This is a genomic window from Prosthecodimorpha staleyi (genome assembly GCF_018729455.1).
GTDB classification, from domain to species: domain Bacteria; phylum Pseudomonadota; class Alphaproteobacteria; order Rhizobiales; family Ancalomicrobiaceae; genus Prosthecodimorpha; species Prosthecodimorpha staleyi.
The window spans coordinates 46,153-70,127 of the sequence record NZ_JAHHZF010000003.1; the positions used below are offsets into that span (position 1 = coordinate 46,153).

Genomic DNA, 23,975 nt, shown 5'->3' on the forward strand with positions numbered 1-23,975 from the left:
GTCTGGGGGCCCTATCCGTCGAGCAGGGCGCGGGCGGTTTCGCTGTCGGTGCCGAGCGCGTTGACGAGGCGGCCGGCGACCGCCGCGCGGATGGCCGGAGCCTTGGCGGCGCCGACCGCGGCGGCGATGCCGAGCGGTACGGCGGCGAGCTCGGCCAGCGTCACCGACAGGGTGCGGTCGTCGAAATCCGACGGCACCGGCTTGCCGTCCGCCCCGAAGAAGCGGCCGCAGATCGTCCCGATGGCGCCCTTGGCGGCGATGGTGCGGATATAGCCCGGATCGATCACGCCATGGCGGAACACGGTTGCGCGCGGCGACATCGAGCCGACGCCGACCAGCGCGATGGTCGAGCGCCGCATGGTCTCGAACACCGAGCGCACCGCTGCTGTGTCGAGCAGCGCCTTGGCGGCAACGGCATCGTCGACGATCGCCGGCACCGGCAATTGCCAGGCGCGGCCACCGAGGCCGGCGGCGAGCATGCGGCAGACCTCGCTCGAATGGCTCGGAATTTGGGGCGCGCCGACGCCGCCGATCAGCGAGACGACATCGACATCCGAGGTCTTGCCGCGCCGGATCGCCGCCGCCACCGCCGCGACCGTGTCGCCGTCCGAGACGCCGAGCACGGCGCCCGGCACCAGCCGGTCCTCGATCGTGCGGGCCAGCGCCCGGCCGAGGATCTCGTAGGCATTGTGGGCGCCGGCGCGCGGCTGCACGACGACGGCGAATTCGAGCCCGAAGCGCGCGACGAGCCGACGCTCCAGCTCGAAATCGCGCATCGCATAGGGGGTGATCTGGATCTCGACGAAGCCCAGATCCATCGCCGCCTTCAGGGCGCGGCTGATGGTCGATTCGGAGACGGCAAGCTGGCGGGCGATCTCGTGCTGCGGGAGTTTCTGATCGTAGCGCATCCTGGCGATGCGCAGGATCAGCTCTTCGTCACGACGGTTTCGGGCCATGGGCAAATCGCTCGCGTCAAGTCTGACGACCAGATAGCACGGCCGGCACGCTCCGTCACAGCGAAACTGCAAGAGATTGCAGGATGGCGGCTCAGCGCCGCGCGATCACGCCCGCCTCGGCCAGCCGGTCGCGCTCCTCGGCGGCGATGCCGAGATCGGCCAGGACCGCCTCGGTGTCGGCGCCGAGCGCGGGCGACGGGCGCTCATAGGCGAGCGGGGTGGCGCCGAGCCGGATCGGCGTGCGCACCGACGGCACGCTGCCGCCGGCGGCCTCCGGCGCCGCGAGATCGAGTTTCATGCCGCGCGCGACCACCTGGCGGTCGGCGAAGACATCGGCGACCGAATTGATCGGGCCGGCCGGGACATGCAAGGCCTCGAGCCGCGCGAGCAGGTCGTCGCGGCGGAAGCGGCGCGTCTCGGCGGCGATCAGCCGCACCAGGTCGTCGCGATGGCGCACACGGTCGGCATTGGTGCGGAAGCGCGCGTCCTCGGCCAGCGCCTCCAAGCCGAGGATGCCGGCGCAGTCGCGCCACTGGCGATCGTTGCCGGTGGCGATGATCAGGTGGCCGTCGGCGGTCGGGAAGACCTGGTAGGGCACGATGTTGGGATGCGCGTTGCCCATCCGCTTCGGCGCCGCGCCGGAGACGAGATAGTTCATCGCCTGGTTGGCCAGGATGCCGACCATGGTGTCGAGCAGGCTCATGTCGACCTGCTGGCCGAGGCCGGTCTTCTCGCGCACCGCCAGCGCCGCCTGGATGCCGATCACCGCATAGAGGCCGGTCGCGATATCGGCGACCGCCACGCCGACCTTGAACGGCTCGCCGTCGGCCGCCCCCGTCAAGTCCATGTAACCGCCCATGCCCTGGATCATGAAATCGTAGCCGGCCCGGCCCGCATAGGGGCCGTCCTGGCCGAAGCCGGTGACCGAGCAATAGACTAGGCGCGGATTGACGGCCGCGAGGCTGGCATAGTCGAGCCCGTATTTCTTCAGGCCGCCGACCTTGAAATTCTCGATCACCACGTCGCTGGTCTCGGCCAGCCGGCGGATCAGCGCGCGGCCGTCCTCGTGCTCGAAGTCGATGGCGACGGAGCGCTTGCCGCGGTTGCAGGAATGATAATAGGCCGAGCCGAGCCGGCCGCCGCCGGCCGCCTCAACGAAGGGCGGGCCCCAGGTGCGGGTGTCGTCGCCGGTGCCCGGGCGTTCGACCTTGATCACCTCGGCGCCGAGATCGGCCAGGATCTGCCCGGCCCAGGGGCCGGCCAGGATGCGGGCGAGTTCGAGGACTTTCAGACCGGCAAGCGGTGCGGCGGACATGGCGTCTCTCACGATCGAAGGCGAAAGCGGCGGGCCGGCAGAGTGCGGCGGACAGCGCCCGACCGCAACCGTCCGATCCGTGCAAACCCGAAGCTATCCGCTGCCGATGACGGTTCGTCGGACAGGGGCAAAGGGGCACCGGCCGTGGATCCGGTGTCGTCCCGGCCGGGGGGCGGAAGTCGGCACGATTCGTCGGTCCTTCACCGCCTGGGGTCCAGGCCATCGGCCGATTTCGCCTTTTCCCTTGCTTGACGAACCCGACCGGCTCACGGATGACAACGCCCGACACGAATGCCGGGGCGCCATGCCGCCGGCGCGGGTCCGACCCGCCGGCCGGCGGTTGCCCGGGCCGCGGAATTAGTTTAAGGTTCAAATAATTCACGAACGGGTCGCCCGTGCGGCGATGGACCGGGATCAGGCGGAGGACGCGATGGTGGCGGTGGCGCATCAGATGGAAAAGAAGTCGGCTCCGGAAGGCGGCGGGCGTTTCGTCTGGGAGGATCCCTTCCTGCTCGACGACCAGCTGACCGAGGACGAGCGCCTGATCCGCGACACGGCCCGGCAGTTCGCGCAGGAGAAACTGCAGCCGCGCATCATCGAGGCCTATGCGGAAGAAAAGACCGACCGCGGCGTCTTCAACGAGATGGGCGAACTCGGCCTGCTCGGCGTGACGCTGCCGGAGGACTATGGCTGCGCCCATGCCAGCTACGTCTCCTACGGCCTGGTGGCGCGCGAGATCGAGCGGGTCGATTCGGGCTACCGCTCGATGATGAGCGTGCAGTCCTCGCTGGTCATGTATCCGATCTACGCCTACGGCAACGAGGCGACCCGCCGGAAATTCCTGCCGAAGCTCGCCACCGGCGAATATGTCGGCTGCTTCGGTCTGACCGAGCCGGATGCCGGCTCCGATCCGGCCGGCATGAAGACCCGCGCCGAGAAGGTCTCGGACGGCTACCGGCTGACCGGCTCGAAGATGTGGATCTCCAACGCGCCGATCGCCGACGTCTTCGTCGTCTGGGCGAAGTCGGAGGCCCATGGCGGGCAGATCCGCGGCTTCGTGCTCGAAAAGGGCATGAAGGGCCTGTCGGCGCCGAAGATCGGCGGCAAGCTCTCGCTGCGCGCCTCGATCACCGGCGAGATCGTCATGGACGGCGTGGTCATCCCCGAGGAGAACCTGCTGCCCAACGTCTCGGGCCTGAAGGGTCCGTTCGGCTGCCTCAACCGCGCCCGCTACGGCATCTCCTGGGGCGTGCTCGGCGCCGCCGAGGACTGCTGGCACCGCGCCCGCCAGTATACGCTCGACCGCAAGCAGTTCGGCCGGCCGCTTGCCGCGACCCAGCTGGTGCAGAAGAAGCTCGCCGACATGCAGACCGAGATCGCCCTCGGCATGCAGGGCTCGCTGCGCGTCGGCCGCCTGCTCGACGAGGGCAAGGCCGCGCCGGAAATGATCTCGCTGGTCAAGCGCAACAATTGCGGCAAGGCGCTCGACATCGCCCGCGTCGCCCGCGACATGCATGGCGGCAACGGCATCCAGCAGGAATACCACGTGATGCGCCACGCGCAGAACCTGGAGACCGTCAACACCTACGAGGGCACCCACGACGTGCACGCCCTCATCCTCGGCCGCGCCCAGACCGGCATCCAGGCGTTCTTCTGAGGCTTTGGTCCTGCGAAAACGGCGGATGGGGCTCCCCCGTCCGCCGGGCAATCACCGATCGCCCCCCGCATTCGCCGGGGTGGGTCCACCATCCCTCATCGTATTCCCGGCCGCAGCGCAGCGGAGAGCCGGGACCCACTCTGTTGCCAACTTGCCGCAAGGGTTTGATTATACCGACGATCCTGATGCCGCTCAGAGGCGAGTAGGCCCCGGATCGGCGACCCTTCGGGCCTTGTCCGGGGATGCGGCCGAGAGATCGCGGGGCGCTCCACGGATCTCGACAGGGATACTCGATCTCTCATCGCATTCCCGGCCGCAGCGCAGCGAAGCGCCGGGACCTACTCTGCTGCCAACTTGCCGCAAGGGTTTGATTATACCGACGATCCTGATGCCGCTCAGAGGTGAGTAGGCCCCGGATCGGCGGCCCTTCGGGCCTTGTCCGGGGATGCGGCCGGGAGATCGCGGGGCGCTCCACGGATCTCGACAGGGATACTCGATCTCTCATCGCATTCCCGGCCGCAGCGCAGCGGAGCGCCGGGACCCACTCTGCTGCCAACTTGCCGCAAGGGTTTGATTATACTGACGATCTTGATGCCGCTCAGAGGCGAGTAGGCCCCGGATCGGCGGCCCTTCGGGCCTTGTCCGGGGATGCGCGGAGAGATCGACGCGTGCCCAGGGGTCTGTGGGTGGCCGCCTCTCGCCGCTCGATCTGCGAATGCCGGCGTGGGCTCCGGCACTAAAAACAAAAGAGCGCTCGTATTTTTCCCCGGCCTTGCGGTAATCTCCGGCCGTCGAGGCGCAAGGGGTCCGGGGAGATGGCGAGGACGGTCGGGTCGAGCGGACCGAAGACGGCGCAGTCGATCCGCGCGGCGGGGCTGCGGCTGATCTATCGGCATGGCTACGAGGCCATGAGCCTGCGCCAGCTCGGCACCGAGGTCGGCATCCAGTCCGGCTCGCTCTACAACCACATCGCCTCGAAACAGGCGCTCTTGGTCGAGATCGTCCTCGACCACATGCAGACCCTGATCGCCCGGCTGGACGCGGCGCTCGACGGCGTCGAGGGGCCGGTCGCGCGGCTGGAAGCCTTCTGCCGGCTGCACCTGACCTACCACATGACCCGCCGCGCCGAGGTCGTGATCGCCAATATGGAACTGCGCAGCCTGGAGCCGGACAACCGCGCCGCCGCGGTCGCCCTGCGCGACGCCTACGAGGCGCGCCTGACCGACATCCTGCGCGAGGGCGCCGCGCGCGGCCTGTTCCGGATCGAGGACGCCCGGGTCACCACCTTCGCGATCATCGCCATGCTGACCGGCATCTGCATGTGGTACCGTCCCGACGGCCCACGCAGCCAGGAGGAGCTGATCCGCATCCATACCGACCTGGCGATGCGCAGCGTGATGGGGTGACCGGAGGCGGTTGATGCGGATCGAATACAGGACAGGCGACCTGCTCGAGGCGGCCGAGCCGGTGCTCGTGCACGGCTGCAACGCGCAGGGCTCCATGGGAGCCGGCGTCGCCCGTGCGATCCGCGATCGCTATCCGGCGGCCTATGCGGCCTACCGTGCCGCGCACGAGGCCCGCGCTCTGAAGCTCGGAACCATCATCTGGGCCGAATGCGGCCGCCATCGGGTCGGCAACGCGATCACGCAGGAGCGCTTCGGCTCGCCGCGCGGCGGGCGTCGATTCGTGGACTACGACGCCATGCAGTCCGTCATGCGGGCCATCAACGAGACGGTCGCGGACGGCACGGCCGTCGCCATGCCGCTGATCGGGGCCGGTCTCGCCGGCGGCTCTTGGTCGGTGATCGCGAAGATCGTCGAGGCGGAATCAACCCGATTCCGGCCGGTGGTCTACCTGCTCGACGGGGTCGTGCCGGAGACGTGATGCTCTCTCTTCATCGCACCAGACGGATTTCCAGGTCGACGTCGAGGCGAGACCAGATGCGGTCGCCGGTATAGACCGGCGCCCCGAGCAATGCCGCGAGGCCGAGACAGGCGCGATCGCCGAGCGACAGTCCGAGTTTCGAAGTGCGTTGCTTCAGGAGGCCGGCCGCAAAGGCCTGCCCCGCGTCGAACGCGACGATCCGATAGGCCGCTTCTTTCAGGAAGCCGTGGATGTCGTCATCGCCCCAGCCGGCCTCGGCGAGCCTGCCGACGACCTCCGCGTGATTCACGGCGCTGACGTGACTGCTCGCAATCACCGAACGAACCAAGTCGGCACCCGGCTCGGCGAAGATCCACGCCAGAATGGCCGAGCTGTCGAGAACCGCTCCCTCGGTGGTCATTCCTCGCCCCACATGGCCCGACGCTGCGCGAGGAACTCGTCGACCTCGCCGACGCCCGGCCGCTTGTACTTCGCCGCAATCGCTTGGATCCGGCGAGTTGCGTTGGCCACGGTGGTCAGCACGAAGTCGCCGTCTACGATCCGGGCGAGCAGAAGGTCGCCAGTCTCGATGCCGAGCTGCTTACGCACCTCGGCCGGAACCACCACCCGACCACCGGGGCCGACGCGCAATCGCATGGGCGCGGCCGGGATCGCGTTGGCGGCGGCGGCCTCGAAGGACGCTTGGTCCTCCGCAAACCCGGACGAGTGTCGGTGGGTCGACATGGCATGAACTCCCGATCCTGGCGGACCGGGCCAATCATGCCATTTCCTCGCGTCGACTACAACCTCAGGCGGTCCGCTCGAAAATCTGCCGGCCGATCAGCATGCGGCGGATTTCGCTGGTGCCGGCGCCGATCTCGTAAAGCTTGGCGTCGCGCAGGAGGCGGCCGGTGGCGGTGTCGTTGATGTAGCCGTTGCCGCCGAGCAGCTGGATGGCGTCGAGCGCGACCTTGGTGGCCTTTTCGGCAGCGTACAGGATGGCGCCGGCCGCGTCCTCGCGGGTGGTCTTGCCGGCGTCGCAGGCCTTGGCGACGGCATAGACATAGGCCCGGCAGGCATTGAGGCCGACATACATGTCGGCGACCTTGCCCTGGACCAGCTGAAAGGTGCCGATCGGCTGGCCGAATTGCTCGCGGTCGTGGATATAGGGGATCACGATGTCGAGCGCGGCCTGCATGATGCCGAGCGGGCCGGCGGCGAGCACGGCGCGCTCGTAGTCGAGGCCGGACATCAGCACGTTGACGCCTTTGCCGACCGCGCCGAGCACGTTCTCCTCCGGCACTTCGCAATCCTGGAACACCAGCTCGCCGGTCTCCGAACCGCGCATGCCGAGCTTGTCGAGCTTCTGGGCGATGGAGAAGCCGGCAAAGCCCTTCTCGATCAGGAAGGCGGTGATGCCGCGCGGGCCGGCGGCCGGATCGGTCTTGGCATAGACGATCAGCGTGTCGGCCGAGGGACCGTTGGTGATCCACATCTTGGTGCCGTTGAGCACGTAGCGGTCGCCGCGCTTCTCGGCGCGAAGCTTCATGGAGACGACGTCGGAGCCGGCCCCGGGCTCCGACATGGCCAGCGCGCCGAGATGCTCGCCGGAGACCAGCCTGGTCAGATAGCGCGTCTTCTGGTCGTCGGTGCCCCAGCGGCGCAACTGGTTGACGCAGAGATTGGAATGCGCGCCGTAGGACAGTCCGACCGAGGCCGAGGCGCGGGAAATCTCCTCCATGGCGATGCAATGTTCGAGGTAGCCGAGCCCGGCGCCGCCCCATTCCTCCTCGACCGTGATGCCGTGCAGGCCGAGCGCGCCCATCTCCGGCCAGAGCTCGCGCGGGAACCAGTCCTCGCGATCGACCTTGGCGGCGATCGGGGCGATGCGGTCGGCCGCGAAGGCCGCGACCGTGTCGCGCAGCATGTCGGCGGTCTCGCCGAGGTCGAAGTCGAAGCCCTTGAAGCTGTTCGGGATCATGGCGGTTTCCTCGGAATTCTGAAGTTGCGGCTGGTCTCAGCCTTCTTCGAGCACGACCAGTTCGGCACCCTCGGCGACCAGATCGCCCGGGGCGGCGTTGACCTTGGCGACCTTGCCGTCGCGCGGGCTGCGCAGCGTGTGCTCCATCTTCATGGCCTCGACCACCACCAGGGCCTGGCCCTTCTCGACCGCGTCGCCTGGCTTGACCGCGACGGCCACCACCGTGCCGGGCATCGGCGCGGCGATCCGGCCGGCGCCGGCCCCCTCGTCGCCCGCCGCGGCACGCGGATCGACCACGCGCAGCACCGTCTCGGCGCCATCGAGAAAGAGCGCGACGCGGTCGCCGTCGAAGGCCGCCGCGGCGCTGCGCCGCCGGCCGTCCGCCGTGAAAACGATGCGTCCGCCGGCCTCCGCCCAGCCGTCCAGGCCATAGGCGAGCGCGAGCGCCTCCGTCTTGAGGCCGCCGGGCACGAGCTCGACGCGCAGCGGCTGGATCGCGCCGGCGGCCTCGAACAGGAGATCGACCACCCGCGGCCGGTTCAGCCGGAAGGCGTCGGTCCGGTTCCAGGGCGACCAGCGATCGGCCGGATCGGCCTCCGCCACGGCCGCGCCGGCGCGGCGGCCGAGCACGGCAGCGGCGGCGAGCGCAAGCGTCAGCCCGTCCGGAGCGGTCTCGGCCGGCAGCAGGTCGGCCTCGTGGCGGGCGATGAAGCCGGTATCGAGCTCGGCCGCCGCGAAGGCCGGATGGCGCGCGATGGCGGCCAGGAAGGCGCGGTTGGTCCGAAGCCCGACCACCTCGGTGCGGTCGAGCGCGCGCGCGAGCCGGCCGAGCGCCTCAGCCCGGTCGGCGCCGGTGGCGATGATCTTGGCGATCATCGGATCGTAGTGGACCGAGACCGTGTCGCCGCCGCGCACGCCGGCATCGACGCGGATGCCGGGCAGGCCTTCGGGCAGGACGAGATGGGCGAGCCGCCCGGTCTGCGGCAGGAAGCCCTTGGCCGGATCCTCGGCATAGAGCCGGACCTCGACCGCATGGCCGGCGATCGACAGCGCCTCCTGGCGCAGCGGCAAGGGTTCGCCGCGGGCGACCCGGATCTGCCACTCGACCAGGTCCTGTCCGGTGATCGATTCGGTCACCGGATGCTCGACCTGCAGCCGGGTGTTCATCTCCATGAAGTAGAAGCCGTCGCCTTCGGCGATGAACTCGACCGTGCCGGCGCCGACATAGCCGACTGCCCGGGCGGCCTCGACCGCGGCCTTGCCCATGGCGGCGCGGCGCTCCGGCGTCATGCCCGGAGCGGGCGCCTCCTCGATCACCTTCTGGTGGCGGCGCTGGATCGAGCAGTCGCGTTCGAACAGGTGCACGGTCTCGCCGAAGCTGTCGGCGAAGACCTGGATCTCGATATGGCGTGGCCGGGTCAGGTATTTCTCGACCAGCACGCGGTCGTCGCCGAAGGCATTGGCGGCTTCGCGCCGGGCCGAGGCGAGCGCCTCGGCGAAGCCGGCCGCGCTCTCGACCACCTTCATGCCCTTGCCGCCGCCGCCGGCCGAGGCCTTGATCAGCACCGGATAGCCGATCGCCGCGGCCGCCTCGGCGAGCAGGCCCGGATCCTGGTCGTCGCCGTGATAGCCGGGCACCAGCGGCACGCCGGCGCGCTCCATCAGCTGCTTGGCGGCGGATTTCGAACCCATCGCCCGGATGGCGGAGGCTGGCGGGCCGACGAAGACGATGCCGGCCACCGCGCAGGCCTCCGCGAAGGCGGCGTTCTCGGACAGGAAGCCGTAGCCGGGATGGATCGCGTCGGCGCCGGTGACGCGCGCCGCCTCCAGGATGGCATCGACCTTCAGATAGCTGTCGCGCGCCGGCGCCGGGCCGAGGCGGACGGCCTCGTCGGCGGCGGCGACATGGGCGGCGGTCGCGTCGGCGTCGGAATAGACCGCGACGGTGCCGATGCCCATCCGGCGCGCGGTGCGCATGACCCGGACGGCGATCTCGCCGCGATTGGCGACGAGGATGCGGGTGATCGGGCGGATCGCGGGGGCTTGCGGGTCGGGTGTGCGGGTCATGGGTCGGTCTCCCTCACATCCGGAACAGGCCGAAGCGGGTCGGTTCCTCGGGGGCGTTCATGGCGGCGGAGAGCGCCAGCCCGAGCACCATGCGGGTGTCGAGCGGGTCGATGATGCCGTCGTCCCAGAGCCGCGCGGAGGAATAGTAGGGGTGGCCCTGCTCTTCGTACTGGGCGCGGATCGGGGCCTTGAAGGCCTCCTCGGCCTCGGCCGGCCATGTGCCGCCGCGCGCCTCCAGGCCGTCGCGGCGGACCTGGGCGAGCACGTTGGCGGCCTGCTCGCCGCCCATCACCGAGATGCGGGCATTGGGCCACATCCACAGGAAGCGCGGATCGTAGCCGCGCCCGCACATGCCGTAGTTGCCGGCCCCAAAGGAGTTGCCGATGATCACGGTGAATTTCGGCACCTTGGCGGTGGAGACGGCGGTGACCATCTTGGCGCCGTCCTTGGCGATGCCGCCGGCCTCGTATTTGCGGCCGACCATGAAGCCGGTAATGTTCTGCAGGAACACCAAGGGCGTGCCGGACTGGGCGCAGAGCTCGATGAAATGCGCCGCCTTCTGGGCCGATTCCGAGAACAGGATGCCGTTATTGGCGACGATGCCGACCGGATAGCCCCAGATCCGGGCGAAGCCGCACACGATGGTGGTGCCGTAGAGCGGCTTGAACTCGTCGAGTTCCGAGCCGTCGACGATGCGGGCGATGATCTGGCGGATGTCGAACGGCTTCTTCGGATCGGCCGAGACGATGCCGTAGATGTCGGCGGGGTCGAGCGCGGGCTCGCGCGGCGGCCGGATGTCCTGGCTATGTTGCTTGCGCCGGTTGAGGCGGGCGACCACATCGCGGGCCAGCGCCAGCGCATGGGCGTCGGTCTCGGCCATGTGGTCGGAGACGCCGGAAATGCGGGTATGCACGTCGGCGCCGCCGAGATCCTCGGCCGAGACCACCTCGCCGGTCGCCGCCTTCACCAAGGGCGGGCCGCCGAGGAAGATGGTCGCCTGGTTGCGCACCATGATCGACTGGTCGGCCATGGCCGGCACATAGGCGCCGCCGGCCGTGCAGGAGCCCATCACCACGGCGATCTGGGCGATGCCCTTGGCCGACATGTTGGCCTGGTTGAAGAAGATGCGGCCGAAATGCTCGCGGTCGGGGAAGACCTCGTCCTGGTTCGGCAGGTTGGCACCGCCCGAATCGACCAGATAGAGGCAGGGCAGATGGTTCTCCTCGGCGATCCGCTGCGCGCGCAGGTGCTTCTTCACCGTCATCGGGAAGTAGGTGCCGCCCTTGACGGTCGCATCGTTGGCGACGATCACGCATTCGCGCCCCGAGACGCGGCCGATGCCGGTGATGATGCCGGCGGCCGGGACCTCGTCGCCGTAGAGACCGTGCGCGGCGAGCTGGGAGAATTCCAGGAACGGCGAGCCGAGATCGATCAGCGTGCGAATGCGCTCGCGCGGCAGGAGCTTGCCGCGGGCGAGATGCTTGGCCCGGGCCGCTTCGCCGCCGCCCTCGCCGATCCGGTCAACCACGGTGCGCAGATCCGCCACCGCCGCCGCCAGCGCATCGCGGTTGCGCGCATAGTCCGCCGAACGCCGGTCGACGGCATCCTCGATCGCCACCATGGCACCCCTCCCCTCGCCCGCCCCGTCGCCCCGAAAGGCCGGCCGATCATCGCTCGTTCTATGGAAACGATCGTACGTTTTTTTAATTCGGCTGGCAATGGCCGCTTGGCCGCGACGGGCCGTCAGACCAGGATGATCCGGGAACCGTAGGCAGGCAACACGCCATCAGCGGTGAGGAGGATGAGATCGTCATCCACCTTGACGACGGGTTCTTCACGAAAGCACTCGACCGTCAAAGCCGCCCCATCTCCCGGCTGACGCGGGCGAGGTGGCGGGCGTGGCGGTCCGGGGTCGCGCGGTCCATGTCGTGCAGGGCGAGCATCCGGAATTTCAGGCCGCGGGCGCAGAAGGTGCCGATGCCGCGCTTCAGGAGCCGGCGGACCGGATCGCCCATCCAGAACTTGACGACCCACCAGGGCGAACCGGTCGTCGTCAGCGCGATCAGATGGCGGATATTCTCGAGGCGCGGCACGATGCGCCCGCCGGCGCGGTCATGCGCGAAGGCGACGCCGGGAGCGAGCACGCGGTCGAACCAGCCCTTCAGGATCGCCGGCACGTTGAACCACCATTGCGGGAAGACCAGCACCAGCGCCTCGGCGGCCTGGAGCCGGGCGACAGGCCCGGCGACCGCGCCGGTGTCGTAGGGCTCGGTGAAATAGCCGGCGCGCTCGGCGGCGGTCAGGCGCGGATCGAAATCCTCGGCATAGAGATCGAGCCAGTCGACGCTGTGCCCGCCCGCCTCCAGGGCGGCGCGCGCGGTGCGGGCGACGGCGGCCGCATAGCTGTCGGCGAGCGGATGGGCGAGGACGAGGAGCACGCGCATCAGGCGTCCGCCCCGTCGGTCGTGTCGGCGCTGCCCGCCTCGCCGGCTCTGCCGGCCAAGCCGGTACCGCCGGTCATCACGGTCGCCTCGATGAAGTCGGCGATCCGGCCGATCTCGTCGAGAGGGAAAGCCGGAACGCTTTCGCCTTCGACCGGATGATCGGCCGCGATCGCCACCACGGCCGGATCGATCGCCGAGAGCCGGTCGTGCCGGACCGCCTCGCGGCGGCGGACCTCGAGCTTGGGATGCGGCTCGCGCTTGTAGCCCTCGACGATGACCAGATCGCAGGGCGAGAGCCGGGCGAGAATGTCGGCGAGGCTCGGTTCCTCCGCGCCGCGCAGCTCGTGCATGATCGCCCAGCGCTCGCCGCCGATCAGCGCCACCTCGACCGCCCCGGCGATGCGGTGGCGATGGCTGTCGCGGCCCTTGTGGTCGATGTCGACCGTGTGATGGGCGTGCTTGACGGTCGAGACGCGGTGGCCGCGGCCGGTCAGTTCGGCGACCAGCCGCTCGACCATGGTGGTCTTGCCGGAATTCTTCCAGCCGGTGACGCCGAAGACCGGCGCGGGCTTGCCCTCCGTCACGTCGTCACCCGGTCCGGGCAGGCATAGACGGTGAAGCGGCCGTCGCGCACGAAGGCGCACAGGCCGACGCCGGCCTCCTCGGCGAATTCGACCGCCAGCACGGTCGGCGCCGAGACCGAGGCGATCAGCGGGATGCCGGCAGCGGCGGTCTTGTGCACCATCTCATAGGAGCAGCGGCTCGACACCACAACGAAACCGTCGGCTCCCGAGATGCCCGTCCGGGCCAGATGCCCGATCAGCTTGTCGAGCGCGTTGTGGCGGCCGACATCCTCGCGCACGGCGACGAGGCTGCCATCGGCCCGTGCGAAGGCCGCGGCATGGATGGCGCCGACTTCGGCATTCAGCACCTGCAGCGGCGGAAAGGCCTTCATGGCGGCATGGACGGCCTCGGCCGGAACGGCGAGACGGGAGGCCACATGGGCGACCGGCCGCAGCGCCTCGGCGATGGTGTCGACGCCGCACAGGCCGCAGCCGGTCCGGCCGGCCAGATTGCGCTGGCGGTTGCGTAGCGCCGCAAAGCGTTCCGCCGCGATCCTCAGGCGCACCTCGGCGCCGCGCGCGAAACGCTCGACCTCCGTATCGTAGAGTTCGTCCGGCGCAGCCAGGATGCCTTCGGTCAGCGCGAAGCCGAGCGCGAAATCCTCCAGGTCGGCCGGGGTCGCCATCATGACCGCGTAGGACAGGCCGTTGAAGACCAGCGCGACCGGCTCTTCCTCGGCGATCAGCTCGCGCCGCGATTCGACACCGGCGCGGGTGACGCGCAGGGCCGCGGCCCGGCGGGCGCCGGCCGGTGCGGGCGGTTCGGTCTCGGGGTGGGGCATTGGCTTCAGCATGCTGTCCAAGGGCAGGACCTTCTTCCGGTTTGCCCGTCAATATAGGGCGAAGCCGCATGGTCCGGCGAGCCCCGGCGAAAAACCACGCGGAACCAAGGCATTCCGCTTGTGTTATGCGCTGGACGCAAGGCTCGAACCCTTACAGAACCGTAACTTGGAACGGCGGGCGGGAAGGCGTCTTTTCGGCGCCACGAAAGGAGCCTGTCATGAAACCGCTCTTCCTCCGGCTGCACCGCTGGATCTCGCTCGCCTTCGCCCTGCCGCTGCTGGTCGTCATCGCCACCGGCCTGATCCTGTCCTTCGAGCCGATCGCACAATCCGGTGCGATCCGGCCGGGCAGCATCACGCTGGAAAGCCTGACCGCAGCGGTCGCCAAGGCCGATCCGGACGGCAAGGCGACCGGCATCGTCGTCCGCCCCTGGGAGAACAGCTTCGGCATCGGCTTCGGGCCGAGCGCCAGGAGCTACGATCTCGCCACCGGCGCCCCGGTCGCACCCGGATGGCTGTCAGGCCTGTTCGGCGCCTCGCGCGGCATTCACGAGCGGCTTCTGTTCGATCTCGGCTGGCTGGTGACGGCCTCGACCGTCGCCATGCTGGCGATCATCATCCTCGGCGTGCTGATGGGCCTGCCCCGCCTGCGCAATACCGTGTCCGGCTGGCACAAGGGGACGGCCTGGTTCCTGCTGCCGCTGGTCGTGCTGAGCCCGTTGACCGGCCTCGCGCTCGCCTTCGGCATCACCTTCACGACGCCCTTGCCGCGTCCGGCCGGCGCGCCCGTCTCCCTCGTCCAGGCGCTGGCCAAGGTCGCCGAAGGCCACGATCTCTCCGGCCTCAATTCGATCCGCTCGCGCGGCGGCACCCCGATGGCGCGCCTGTGGGAGGGCGGCGAGTTGAAGGCCTATTCGGTCTCCGCGACCGGCCTGACGCCGATCCCGCGCAACTGGCCGCGCCTCCTGCACGAGGGCAACGGCGCCGGCCTGTGGTCCGGCCTCGTCGAAGTGGTCACGTCGCTTGCCCTGCTCGGGCTCCTCGGGACCGGCCTGACCATCTGGGTGCGCCGGGCGACGCGCCGCCCGACCCGGGTGCGCGCCGCGGCCTGATGCCGATCAGTTCGTCGGCGTGGCGGCGTTCGGGAAGAACTGCTGCTCGCCGGCGATCTTGTAGCCCGCGATCGCGGCCTGGCCCTCCTTCGACAGCACCCAGTCGATGAAGGCCTGGCCGAGATCGGCCTTGACGTGGGCGTGCCGGGCCGGATTGACCAGCATGATGCCGTATTGGTTGAAGAGCTTGCGGTCGCCCTCGACGGCGATCCTGAAGGTGCCGCGGTTGCCGAAGGCGCTCCAGGAAGCGCGATCGGTCAGCACATAGGCGCCCATGCCGACACCGGTGTTGAGCGTCGCGCCCATGCCCGAGCCGGTCTCCCGGTACCAGGCGCCGCTCGCCGCCTTCACGTCGACGCCGGCCTCCTTCCAGAGCGCCAGTTCGGCCTTGTGGGTGCCCGATTCGTCGCCGCGCGAGGCGAAGGGCGCGCCCTTGGCGGCGATCGCCTTGAAGGCCGCCACGATATCCCTGGAACCCGCCACACCGGCCGGATCGGCCGCCGGGCCGACCACGACGAAGTCGTTATACATCACGTCGAAGCGCTTCACCGCGCCGCCGGCGGCGACGAACTTCTCCTCGTCGGCCTTGGCATGGACGAACAGCACGTCGCCGTCGCCATTGGCCGCGTTCTTGATCGCCTGCCCGGTGCCGACCGCGACGACCCGGACCTCGATGCCGGTCTTCGCCGTGAAGATCGGCAGGAGATACTTGAACAGGCCGGAATTCTCCGTCGACGTGGTCGACTGCACGACGATGAACTTACCGCCCTGCTGCGCGGCCGCCGGCAGGGCCGGCAGGAGAAGCGCGAGGCAGGCGGCGATCAGGTGACGGCGCAGCATGGAAGTCCTCCCGGAAATGGTTTTCAGACGAAGATGCGGCCTTCGAGATAGGCCCGCCCGGCCGCGCTGCGCGGCCCTGCGAAGAAAGCGTCGGCGGGCGAATCCTCGACGATGCGCCCGGCCTGCATGAACAGGATGCGATCGGCGTGACGGCGCGCCTGGCCGCGGTCGTGGGTGACCAGAACGGTCGCCGCGCCGGCATGGCGGGCGGCCTCGATCAATCCCTCCACGGCCAGCGTCGAGGCCGGATCGAGGCTGGCGGTCGGCTCGTCGAGGAACAGGAGCCGCGGCTGCAGGGCCAGGGCGCGGGCGAGCGCCAGCCGCTGCTGCTCGCCGCCCGACAGGAGACGCGCCGGCTGGCCGGCCAGCGGCGCCAATCGCGCCATGGCGAGCGCATCGGCGACCCGCTGACGCCGCTCCGCTCCGACGATGCCGCGTGCCGCCAGCGCATGTTCCAGATTGGCGGCAACCGAGCGGCGCAGCAGCACCGGCCGCTGGAACACCATTGCGATCGCCGAGCGCACGCCGGCATCGGCCGGACGGCCGTTCCAGGTGATCCGCCCCGCGCTCGGCGCGACGATCCCGTCGAGCAGTTTCAGAAGCAGGCTCTTGCCGGCGCCGTTGGGGCCGAGAATCACGACCCGCTCGGCGCTGTCGAGCCGGAGATCGATGCCGTCGACCAGCCGCCGCCCGCCTGTCTCCACGACCAAGCCTTCGGCGACGAGCGGAAAGATGGCCGCGCCGGCGGCCGAGCCGAGCCGATGCTGCGGCGCCGCGTCAAGCATAGGCTGCCCTCGCGGCGGTCGCCCGGAGGCCCATGACGGCGACGTTGACCAGGACGGCGATCAGGATCAGGACGATGCCGAGCGCCAGCGCCAGGGCGATGTTGCCCTTGGAGGTCTCCAGCGCGATCGTGGTGGTCATCACCCGGGTGACCCGGTCGATATTGCCGCCGACGATCATCACCGCGCCGACCTCGGCGATCGCCCGGCCGAAGCCGGCCAGCACGGCCGTCGTCAGGCTGAAGCGGGCGTCGTAGATCAGCGTCGCCACCGCGCCGGCGCGGCCGAGCCCGAGCGAGCGGAAATAGTCGGCATATTCGAGCGCCAAGTCCTCGATCACCTGGCGCGACAGCGCGGCCACGATCGGCAGGACCAGGAGCGTCTGCGCCACCACCATGGCGGTCGGCGTGTAGAGCCAGTGCAGGACGCCGAACGGGCCGGAGGCGGACAGCAGCAGATAGACCAGGAGCCCGATCACCACCGGCGGCAGGCCCATCATGGCGTTGAGCAGCACCAGAACCGCGCCGCGCCCGGGAAAGCGCGCCACGGCCAGCACCGCACCGAGCGGAATGCCGAGCGCGGAGGCGATCGCGACCGCGCCGAGACTGACCTTCAGCGACAGGAGGACGACCGACCACAGTGCCGGGTCGAAGCCGGACAACATGGCCCAGGCGGTGGCGAAGGCCTGACCGAGATCCTGCATCGATGATCGATTCCGCGCATCTTTTCCGGAACTGTCGGGAAAAAGAGAAAAGGCGCCGGTCTGGTCAGAAGTCAAGCGACAAGTATGACTCCAACCTGACCGAGCGGGAGCCCGGCCGGGTCGTCCGTCAGGGGAAGCGCGGCGGTGGCTACTCGATCACGATGCGCGGGGCCGGCCGGCCGGCCGTGCCGGTTGCCAACTGGCGCCAGACCTTCTCGGCGATGTCGCGGTAGACCCGGGCATGGACGCCGTCGGGTTCGACGATCGAGACCGGCGTGCCGGCATCGGCGCGGGCGCGGATCTCCATGGTCAGCGGGACCTCGCCCAGGAACGGCACGCCGACCCGCGCCGCCTCGTCGCGGGCGCCGCCATGGGAGAAGATGTCGTGGCGCGTGCCGCAGTTCGGGCAGACGAAATAGCTCATGTTCTCGACGATGCCGAGGATCGGCACGTCGACCTTCTGGAACATGGCGACGCCGCGCCGGGCGTCGATCAGGGCCAGATCCTGCGGCGTGGAGACGATCACGGCGCCGGCCAGCGGCACCTGCTGGGCCATGGTCAGCTGGGCGTCGCCGGTGCCGGGCGGCATGTCGACGACCAGCACGTCGAGTTCGCCCCAGTCGACCTCGCGCAGCATCTGTGTGATCGCGCTCATCACCATCGGGCCGCGCCAGATCATCGGCGTCTCCTCGTCGACGAGGAACCCGATCGACATGACCGGCATGCCGTAGCCGTCGAGCGGCTCCAGGATCCGTCCGGACTTCAGGCGCGGCTTGCCGCGCAGCGCGAACAGTCGCGGCATGGACGGGCCGTAGATGTCGGCATCGAGCACGCCGACCTTGAGCCCGAGGCTCTTCAGCGCCAGGGCGAGGTTGCAGGCGGTGGTCGACTTGCCGACGCCGCCCTTGCCGGAGGCGACCGCGATAATGTGCTTGACCCCCGGCAGGCCGCGCGTCTGCGGGCTGCGGCCGCCGGCCGAAGGTGCGGGCGAAGCGGTCGCCGCCGGAGCGGCGGTCGCCGCCGGAGACGATGCCGCCTGCCCCTTCGGCGCCTCGGCGGTGAGCGCCACGGTGGCCCCCGCCACACCCGGCACCTTGCGCACGGCGGCCTCGGCCGCGGCACGCAGGCCTTCCAGCTCGCGCGCCCGGCTCGGGTCGACGGCGATCGAGAAATAGACCTTCTCGCCGTGCACGATCACCTCCGACAGCGCACCGGATTGCGGCAGCGGCGTGCGCCCGTCCGGACCCGGAACGGCGGCAAGGGCAGCGAGAACGGCTTCGCGGGTGACGGACATCGAGGCACTCCGGGATGGGACTGAGGCAGGCAGGATCGGCAGAACCGGCCCGAACGGCGGGCCGATCCGGCCGGCGGCATCCGCCCCGGCCATTGCGGGCTCTAGATAACCCCTCCCCCGCCGAGGTCAACGATGCAGGCCGCTGCCGATGTCGGGCCGGTCCCGATGGCGGGCCCATCCCGATGGCGGTTGCCGGCCCGACCCGGGCCGCCGCGCGGCCATCGGCTTTACCGGCTCATAGGCCGACGCTATGGTGTAAGGCCCCGGCTGCGGCGGGCGACCGGAGCCGACGGCACGCCGCCGACCGGCACGCCCGGTTCCGGCCCGCCCGTGCGGAGCGTCCGCCCTGGATTTGGAGTTGCCCCGATGCCGTCCTTCCTCATCGCCGTCGTGATCGCCGTTGCTCTCGCGTTCGGCGCCCACGCCGTTCTCGATACCTATCAGAAGCCGGTCGGCGTCGCCTTTACGACCAGCGGCGCGCGCATCTGATCCGGGCGAACGCCTCCTGCCTTGCAGCGGTGGAGGCGCCGGACGCCTGGGATGGGGGTCCGCTGTCGCGTGCTCATCGTTACGGCGGGGATTGCGCCGGCAGTCGACGGGACGGCCGGCGGATCGGTGCAACGGCGGGCTGCATATCCTGTTGCCGTTGCCGCAAACGTGATGATCGCGCGCTTTCCCGGCTTTCTGGAAATGCCGCAGTCTTGTCCTCCTGAACGGCCCCTCCTTGCGAACGGTGTCGGGCGGGCCGCCGGGAGGACAGACCTTGGACCAGAAGTTCATCGATCTCTTCGACAGCTACACCCATGGCGGCATGAACCGCCGATCGTTTCTCGACCGGCTGGCGGCTTTGGCCGGATCGACGGCCGCCGCGTCCGTTCTGCTGCCGCTCCTTGAAAACAACTATGCGCTGGCCCAGACGGTCGCCGAGAACGACCCGCGCCTGATCGTCGAGACCGCCGCGTTCCCGGCCGGTACGGCGACGATTTCCGGCCTGCTCGCCCGGCCGAAGGATGCCGCCAAGGCGCCGGCCGTGATCGTCATCCACGAGAATCGCGGCCTCAACCCGCATATCCGCGACGTGACGCGGCGCGTGGCGCTGGCCGGCTTCGTGGCCTTCGGGGTCGATTTCCTGTCGCCGCTCGGCGGCACGCCGGAGGATGCCGACAAGGCGCGCGACATGATCGGCACGCTCGATGCCGCCGCCGTGGTCGCCTGGGGACGCGCCGTGCTGGCCGGCTTGGCGGCACGGCCGGAGACCAACGGCAAGGTCGGGGCGATCGGCTTCTGCTGGGGCGGCGGCCAGGTCAATGCGCTGGCGGTCGCGGAGCCGAGGCTCGGCGCGGGCGTCGCCTATTACGGCCGCCAGCCGAAGAGCGAGGCGGTTCCGGCGATCCAGGCGCCCCTGATGCTGCACTATGGCGGGCTCGACCAGGGCATCAATGCCGGCATTCCGGCCTTCGAGACGGCCCTGAAGGCCGCCGGCAAGCGCTACGAACTGCATGTCTACGAGAACGTCAACCACGCCTTCAACAACGACACCAACGCCGCGCGCTACGACAAGGCGGCAGCCGAGCTGGCCTGGAGCCGGACGGTCGGCTTCCTGAAGACGCATCTCGCCTGACCGGTCGCGCCGCGGCGCGCGGATATGCGCTGCGGGCGGACCCGGCCGGAGATTGACGGGACACCGCCGCGGGCTCATGAAGCAGCGTCATGAGCCCGCTTACCTACACCGTCGCCCCCGTGCGGACGCCCGACGACCTCGCCGCCGCGATCGTCCTGATCCGCGCCTATGCGGCTTCGCTGCCGATCGATCTCGGCTATCAGGGTTTCGAGGCCGAAATGGCCGGCATGCCCGGAAAGTACGCCCCGCCGGACGGCGAATTGCTGCTCGCCCGCGCCGCCGACGGCACCCCGCTCGGCTGCGTCGGGCTGCGACCGCTGCCGCCGGTCGACGGTCGGGCCGAGATGAAGCGGCTCTATGTGCTGCCGCAGGCGCGGGGCACCGGGCTCGGCGATGCACTCGCCCGGGCGGTCCTCGCCGCCGCCCTCCGGCTCGGCTACCGCGAGATGGTGCTCGACACGTTGCCGAGCATGGCCGGCGCCCAGGCGCTCTACCGGAAATACGGTTTCGTCGAGACCGGCCCCTATTACGACACCCCGATCGCCGACACCGTGTTCATGCGCTGCACGCTGGCGCCGGCCGATCCCGCGCAAGGGGCACAGGGCTGACCGGCAGCCGCACGCGCGCCATCCGGGTTTTCACCGAGGCGCGGTTCGTGGCATACCGGCTGCGCAACCGGACCGACGCGCGATGCCCCAGTTATCCGACGATTGCTTCGCCCATGGCGGCGGGGCCATGACGATCGACGAGGCGCTCGCCCTGTTCCGCGCCCGCGTCGCGCCGGTCGCCGAAACGGAGACGGTGCCGCTCGCCGCGGCCGACGGGCGCGTCCTGGCCGCCGATATCCACGCCCGCATCCCCCTGCCGCCCTTCGACAATTCGGCCGTCGACGGCTACGCGGTGCGCCACGCCGACCTCACCCCCGGCCAGGAGAGCCGGCTCGCCGTCGCCGATCGCCTGCAGGCGGGCGATGCGGCCGGGACGCTGGCGCCCGGCACGGCGGTGCGCATCTTCACCGGCGCGCCGATGCCGGCCGGCGCCGACACGGTCTACATGCAGGAGGATGTCGAGGCGCGCGACGGGATCGCGATCCTGCCGCCGGGGCTGGCGCGCGGCGCCAACCGGCGCCCGGCCGGCGAGGAGATCGCCGCCGGCGCCGTCGCCCTGCCGGCCGGCACGCGGCTGCGCCCGCAGGAGATCGCGCTGGCCGCCGGCATCGGGCTCGACCGGCTGACGGTCCGTCGGCGACTGCGCGTCGCGATCTTCTCGACCGGCAACGAACTGGTCGAGCCGGGCGCCCCCCGCGGCCCCGCGCAGGTCTTCGACACCAACCGGCTGATGCTCGCCGGCCTGCTCGCCCGGCTCGGCATTGCGGTTTCCGATCTCGGCATCCTGCGCGACGAGCCGGCCGGCCTCGCCGCGGCCCTGCGCGCAGCCGCGGCGGAGCACGATCTGGTGCTCACCACGGGCGGCGTCTCGACCGGCGAGGCCGACCACGTCAAGCCCGCCGTGGAGGCCTCCGGCCGGCTCGATGTCTGGCGTTTCGCGATCAAGCCCGGCCGGCCGCTGGCGCTCGGCACGGTCGCCGGCACGGCCTTCTGCGGCCTGCCCGGCAACCCGGTCGCCGTCTACGTGACCTTCACCCATATCGTGCGCGGCCTGATCGCGGCGCTCGGCGGCGAGACCTGGCGGCGGCCGCGGCCGATGGCCGCGCGTGCCGGATTCAACCACAAGAAGCGGCTCGGCCGGACAGAGTTCGTGCGCGTGACGCTCGCCGACGGGCCGGACGGCATTCCGGTGGCGACCCGATTCGCGATCGAAGGGGCGGCGGTGATCCGCTCGCTGACCGAAACCGACGCCCTGATGGTGCTCCCGGACGCCGTCGAGCGCGTCGAACAGGGCGATCTCGTCGGCATCGTCCCGCTGCCCGGTCTCGGCTGACGGGATCTCGTGACGGACCCCGGGAACTCGTATAGTCTTTACGATGCGTTACCAATTGCAACCTGGTCGGTCCATGATCCGTGTCCTCGCCTTCGTCGCGGCCGTCCTCGGCGCCGCGCTCTTCCAAGTCGGCGGGACGGGTCCCGTCCGCGCGCAAGGCCAGACCGAACTGCGTTTCGGCCTGGTCATCGGCAATGACAGCTTCCCGGAAGGGCCGCTCGCGACCGCGGCGAACGATGCCGGCCTGGTCGCCGACACGCTCGGCGAAGCCGGCTTCGACGTGACCGGGCTGCGCAACCAAGACCAGACCGGGATGCGCCGCGCCATGCGCGACTTCCTGGACAAGGTCGGCCAGGGCGGCGGCGGCGCGGTCGCCTTCGTCTATGTCAGCGGCTACGGCCTGCAGTACGAGGGCGAGAACTATCTCGTCCCGGCCGGTGCGCGCATCGACCGCGACACCGACATTCCGATCGAGGCGATCCGGGTCTCGGACTTCACCCGCGCGCTGGCGGCATTGCCGATCAAGGCGCGCATGGTCGTGCTCGACGCCTCCCGCCCGTCGCCGTTCGCGCGCAACGGCCAGCCGCTTGCCGCCGGTCTCGCGCTGACCGAGCCGGAACCCGGCACCCTCCTCGCCTTCAATGCCGCGCCCGGCAGCGTCGAGCCGCCCGCGAACGGCGACTACGGCCCCTACGCCCAGGCGCTGGCCGAGGTCATCCGGCTCGGCGGCCTGGAACCCGATCAGGTCTTCGCCCGGGTGCGCCTGCGCGTCGACCAGCTGACCGGCGGCGCGACCGTGCCGTGGCACGCTTCCAATATCGAGGAGCCGTTCCAGTTCTTCGAAGGCGGCGGCGGCGACCAGGGACAGGGTCTGTCGCAGGGACAGGGCTTGCCGCAAGGACAGGGCCTGCCGCAAGGACAGGGACAGGGCTTTGCGCAGGCCGGCCAGATCCCGCCGCGCCCCGCATCGATGCGCGAGGCCGGTCCTGCCGGCGCCTATGCGATGGCGCTGGAGCGCGACGATCTGGACGCCTTCGAGGAGTTTCTGTCCTATTACGGCAACGATCCGCTGGCCGGCCGCATCCGCGCCCTGATGGCGGCGCGGCGCGAGGCGATCACCTGGCGGCGGACGGTGGAGTACAACTCGGCCGAGGCCTATTGGTCCTATCTGCGTCGCTATCCGAACGGTCCGCACGCCGCCGATGCGCGGCGCCGGCTGGGGCGGCTTTCGGCCGCCTACGAGCCGCCGTCGCGGTTCCAGGAGGTCGAATATGACGTGGCGCCGCCGCCGGAACCGGAGGTGGTCTATGTCGGCCGGCCGAATTTCGGCTTCACCGGCTATGCGCCGCCGCCGCCACCGCCGACCTATCTGCTGCCGCCGACCTACTATGTGCTGCCGCCGAAGCCGGTGAAGCCGCCGCCGTCGGTGATCCTGCTGCCGCAATTCATCAAGCCGCAGAAGCCGTTCGTTCTCAAGCTGCCGGCGAATGTCGTGCAGCCGCCGGTACAGGGCTGGCAACTCGGCAAGATCCCCGGCACGGCTCCCAAGCCGAACATCAAGTTCAACCAGAACCCGAACGGCGTCTTCATCTTCAAGCAGGGCGGCCAGGGTTTCCAAGGACAAGGTTTCCAGGGCCAGGGTGGGCAGGGCCAGGGTGGTCAGGGCTTCGGCCAGGGCGGCGGGCAGTTCGGCGGCAAGGGCAAGCCGGGCGGCCAAGGCTTCGGCAACCAGCAGGGCCAGGGCTTCGGTCAGGGTCAGGGGGGCCAGGGCCAGGGTGGCCAAGGTCAAGGTTTCGGACCGCAAGGGGGCTTCGGTCCGAATGCCATCCAGCAAGGCGGCAAGGGCAAGCCCGGCGGCCCGGGCTTCGGCAATCAGCAGGGCCAGGGCTTCGGTCAGGGTCAGGGGGGCCAAGGTCAGGGCGGCCAGGGCTTCGGCCAGGGTCAGGGCTTCCAGGGCCAAGGCGGCGGACTGCCGCAAGGCGGCAAGGGAAGCC

The 23,975-nt window shown here is 70.1% G+C and carries 23 protein-coding genes; 9 read left to right on the forward strand and 14 right to left on the reverse strand.

Translation table 11 applies throughout. The annotated features are described in order from the left end of the window. Window positions 1-11: 11 nt before the first annotated feature. Together KL771_RS06175 and KL771_RS06180 are read right to left on the reverse strand one after the other, a co-directional pair. Complete coding sequence (locus tag KL771_RS06175) at window positions 12-956, reverse strand: sugar-binding transcriptional regulator (protein WP_261967681.1); 945 nt, start codon at window positions 954-956, stop codon at window positions 12-14. A gap of 91 nt (window positions 957-1,047) precedes the next feature. Beyond that, window positions 1,048-2,271, reverse strand: a complete 1,224-nt coding sequence (locus tag KL771_RS06180) for a CaiB/BaiF CoA transferase family protein (RefSeq protein ID WP_261967682.1) — start codon at window positions 2,269-2,271, stop codon at window positions 1,048-1,050. 451 nt (window positions 2,272-2,722) lie between these two features. On the opposite strand from KL771_RS06180, the gene KL771_RS06185 reads away from it, so the two are divergent. The 3 genes from KL771_RS06185 (at window position 2,723) to KL771_RS06195 (ending at window position 5,812) form a co-directional block, all read left to right on the forward strand. Next, on the forward strand, window positions 2,723-3,928 hold the full coding sequence (locus KL771_RS06185; protein WP_261968081.1) for an acyl-CoA dehydrogenase: 1,206 nt from the start codon (window positions 2,723-2,725) through the stop codon (window positions 3,926-3,928). 815 nt (window positions 3,929-4,743) lie between these two features. Beyond that, entirely contained in the window at window positions 4,744-5,334 is a 591-nt protein-coding gene (locus KL771_RS06190; RefSeq protein WP_261967683.1) for a TetR/AcrR family transcriptional regulator, read from the forward strand. 13 nt (window positions 5,335-5,347) lie between these two features. Further along, window positions 5,348-5,812, forward strand: a complete 465-nt coding sequence (locus tag KL771_RS06195) for a macro domain-containing protein (RefSeq protein WP_261967684.1) — start codon at window positions 5,348-5,350, stop codon at window positions 5,810-5,812. 10 nt (window positions 5,813-5,822) lie between these two features. Here KL771_RS06195 and KL771_RS06200 read toward each other — a convergent pair whose 3' ends face one another. The 8 genes from KL771_RS06200 to fdhD all read right to left on the reverse strand — a co-directional run bounded on the left by KL771_RS06200 (window position 5,823) and on the right by fdhD (window position 13,700). Further along, a complete protein-coding gene (locus tag KL771_RS06200) occupies window positions 5,823-6,212 on the reverse strand; it encodes a type II toxin-antitoxin system VapC family toxin (protein ID WP_261967685.1) in 390 nt (129 codons plus the stop codon). Next, window positions 6,209-6,535, reverse strand: a complete 327-nt coding sequence (locus KL771_RS06205; RefSeq protein WP_261967686.1) for an AbrB/MazE/SpoVT family DNA-binding domain-containing protein — start codon at window positions 6,533-6,535, stop codon at window positions 6,209-6,211. The genes KL771_RS06200 and KL771_RS06205 overlap by 4 nt, the downstream gene beginning before the upstream one ends. A gap of 64 nt (window positions 6,536-6,599) precedes the next feature. Continuing rightward, on the reverse strand, window positions 6,600-7,772 hold the full coding sequence (locus KL771_RS06210) for an isovaleryl-CoA dehydrogenase (protein WP_261967687.1): 1,173 nt from the start codon (window positions 7,770-7,772) through the stop codon (window positions 6,600-6,602). 36 nt (window positions 7,773-7,808) lie between these two features. Then, entirely contained in the window at window positions 7,809-9,839 is a 2,031-nt protein-coding gene (locus KL771_RS06215) for an acetyl-CoA carboxylase biotin carboxylase subunit (RefSeq protein ID WP_261967688.1), read from the reverse strand. A 13-nt stretch (window positions 9,840-9,852) separates the two neighbouring features. Then, window positions 9,853-11,457 (reverse strand): carboxyl transferase domain-containing protein, encoded by a 1,605-nt coding sequence (locus tag KL771_RS06220; RefSeq protein ID WP_315901489.1) that lies wholly within the window; start codon window positions 11,455-11,457, stop codon window positions 9,853-9,855. Window positions 11,458-11,692: 235 nt separating this feature from the next. Next, the gene (locus tag KL771_RS06225) at window positions 11,693-12,283 is read right to left on the reverse strand and encodes an NAD(P)H-dependent oxidoreductase (RefSeq protein WP_261967690.1); all 591 of its coding nucleotides are present in this window, start codon (window positions 12,281-12,283) and stop codon (window positions 11,693-11,695) included. Further along, window positions 12,283-12,867, reverse strand: coding sequence for a molybdopterin-guanine dinucleotide biosynthesis protein B (gene mobB / locus KL771_RS06230; RefSeq protein ID WP_261967691.1), 585 nt, complete (start codon window positions 12,865-12,867; stop codon window positions 12,283-12,285). The genes KL771_RS06225 and mobB overlap by 1 nt, the downstream gene beginning before the upstream one ends. Continuing rightward, window positions 12,864-13,700, reverse strand: a complete 837-nt coding sequence (fdhD, locus tag KL771_RS06235; protein WP_261967692.1) for a formate dehydrogenase accessory sulfurtransferase FdhD — start codon at window positions 13,698-13,700, stop codon at window positions 12,864-12,866. The genes mobB and fdhD overlap by 4 nt, the downstream gene beginning before the upstream one ends. 206 nt (window positions 13,701-13,906) lie before the next feature. On the opposite strand from fdhD, the gene KL771_RS06240 reads away from it, so the two are divergent. Then, window positions 13,907-14,800: a PepSY-associated TM helix domain-containing protein gene (locus KL771_RS06240; RefSeq protein WP_261967693.1), complete on the forward strand. Its 894-nt coding sequence runs from the start codon at window positions 13,907-13,909 to the stop codon at window positions 14,798-14,800. Between the two features lie 6 nt (window positions 14,801-14,806). On the opposite strand, the gene KL771_RS06245 is transcribed toward KL771_RS06240, so the two are convergent. The 4 genes from KL771_RS06245 to KL771_RS06260 form a co-directional block, all read right to left on the reverse strand. Continuing rightward, a complete protein-coding gene (locus KL771_RS06245) occupies window positions 14,807-15,640 on the reverse strand; it encodes an extracellular solute-binding protein (protein WP_261967694.1) in 834 nt (277 codons plus the stop codon). A gap of 23 nt (window positions 15,641-15,663) precedes the next feature. Continuing rightward, window positions 15,664-16,425, reverse strand: a complete 762-nt coding sequence (locus KL771_RS06250; protein WP_261967695.1) for an energy-coupling factor ABC transporter ATP-binding protein — start codon at window positions 16,423-16,425, stop codon at window positions 15,664-15,666. Then, complete coding sequence (locus KL771_RS06255) at window positions 16,418-17,125, reverse strand: ABC transporter permease (RefSeq protein WP_261967696.1); 708 nt, start codon at window positions 17,123-17,125, stop codon at window positions 16,418-16,420. Before KL771_RS06255 ends, KL771_RS06250 begins: the two co-directional genes overlap by 8 nt. A gap of 148 nt (window positions 17,126-17,273) precedes the next feature. Beyond that, a complete protein-coding gene (locus KL771_RS06260; protein ID WP_261967697.1) occupies window positions 17,274-18,419 on the reverse strand; it encodes an Mrp/NBP35 family ATP-binding protein in 1,146 nt (381 codons plus the stop codon). A 366-nt stretch (window positions 18,420-18,785) separates the two neighbouring features. On the opposite strand from KL771_RS06260, the gene KL771_RS06265 reads away from it, so the two are divergent. From KL771_RS06265 to KL771_RS06285, 5 genes are all read left to right on the forward strand, one after another. Next, entirely contained in the window at window positions 18,786-18,908 is a 123-nt protein-coding gene (locus KL771_RS06265; RefSeq protein ID WP_261967698.1) for a hypothetical protein, read from the forward strand. 274 nt (window positions 18,909-19,182) lie between these two features. Then, window positions 19,183-20,040 (forward strand): dienelactone hydrolase family protein, encoded by an 858-nt coding sequence (locus KL771_RS06270; RefSeq protein ID WP_261967699.1) that lies wholly within the window; start codon window positions 19,183-19,185, stop codon window positions 20,038-20,040. An 89-nt stretch (window positions 20,041-20,129) separates the two neighbouring features. After that, window positions 20,130-20,648, forward strand: a complete 519-nt coding sequence (locus KL771_RS06275) for a GNAT family N-acetyltransferase (protein WP_261967700.1) — start codon at window positions 20,130-20,132, stop codon at window positions 20,646-20,648. An 82-nt stretch (window positions 20,649-20,730) separates the two neighbouring features. Next, window positions 20,731-21,981, forward strand: coding sequence for a molybdopterin molybdotransferase MoeA (locus KL771_RS06280; protein ID WP_261967701.1), 1,251 nt, complete (start codon window positions 20,731-20,733; stop codon window positions 21,979-21,981). 73 nt (window positions 21,982-22,054) lie between these two features. Continuing rightward, a partial coding sequence (locus tag KL771_RS06285; protein ID WP_261967702.1) for a caspase family protein occupies window positions 22,055-23,975 on the forward strand: 1,921 nt, incomplete at its 3' end.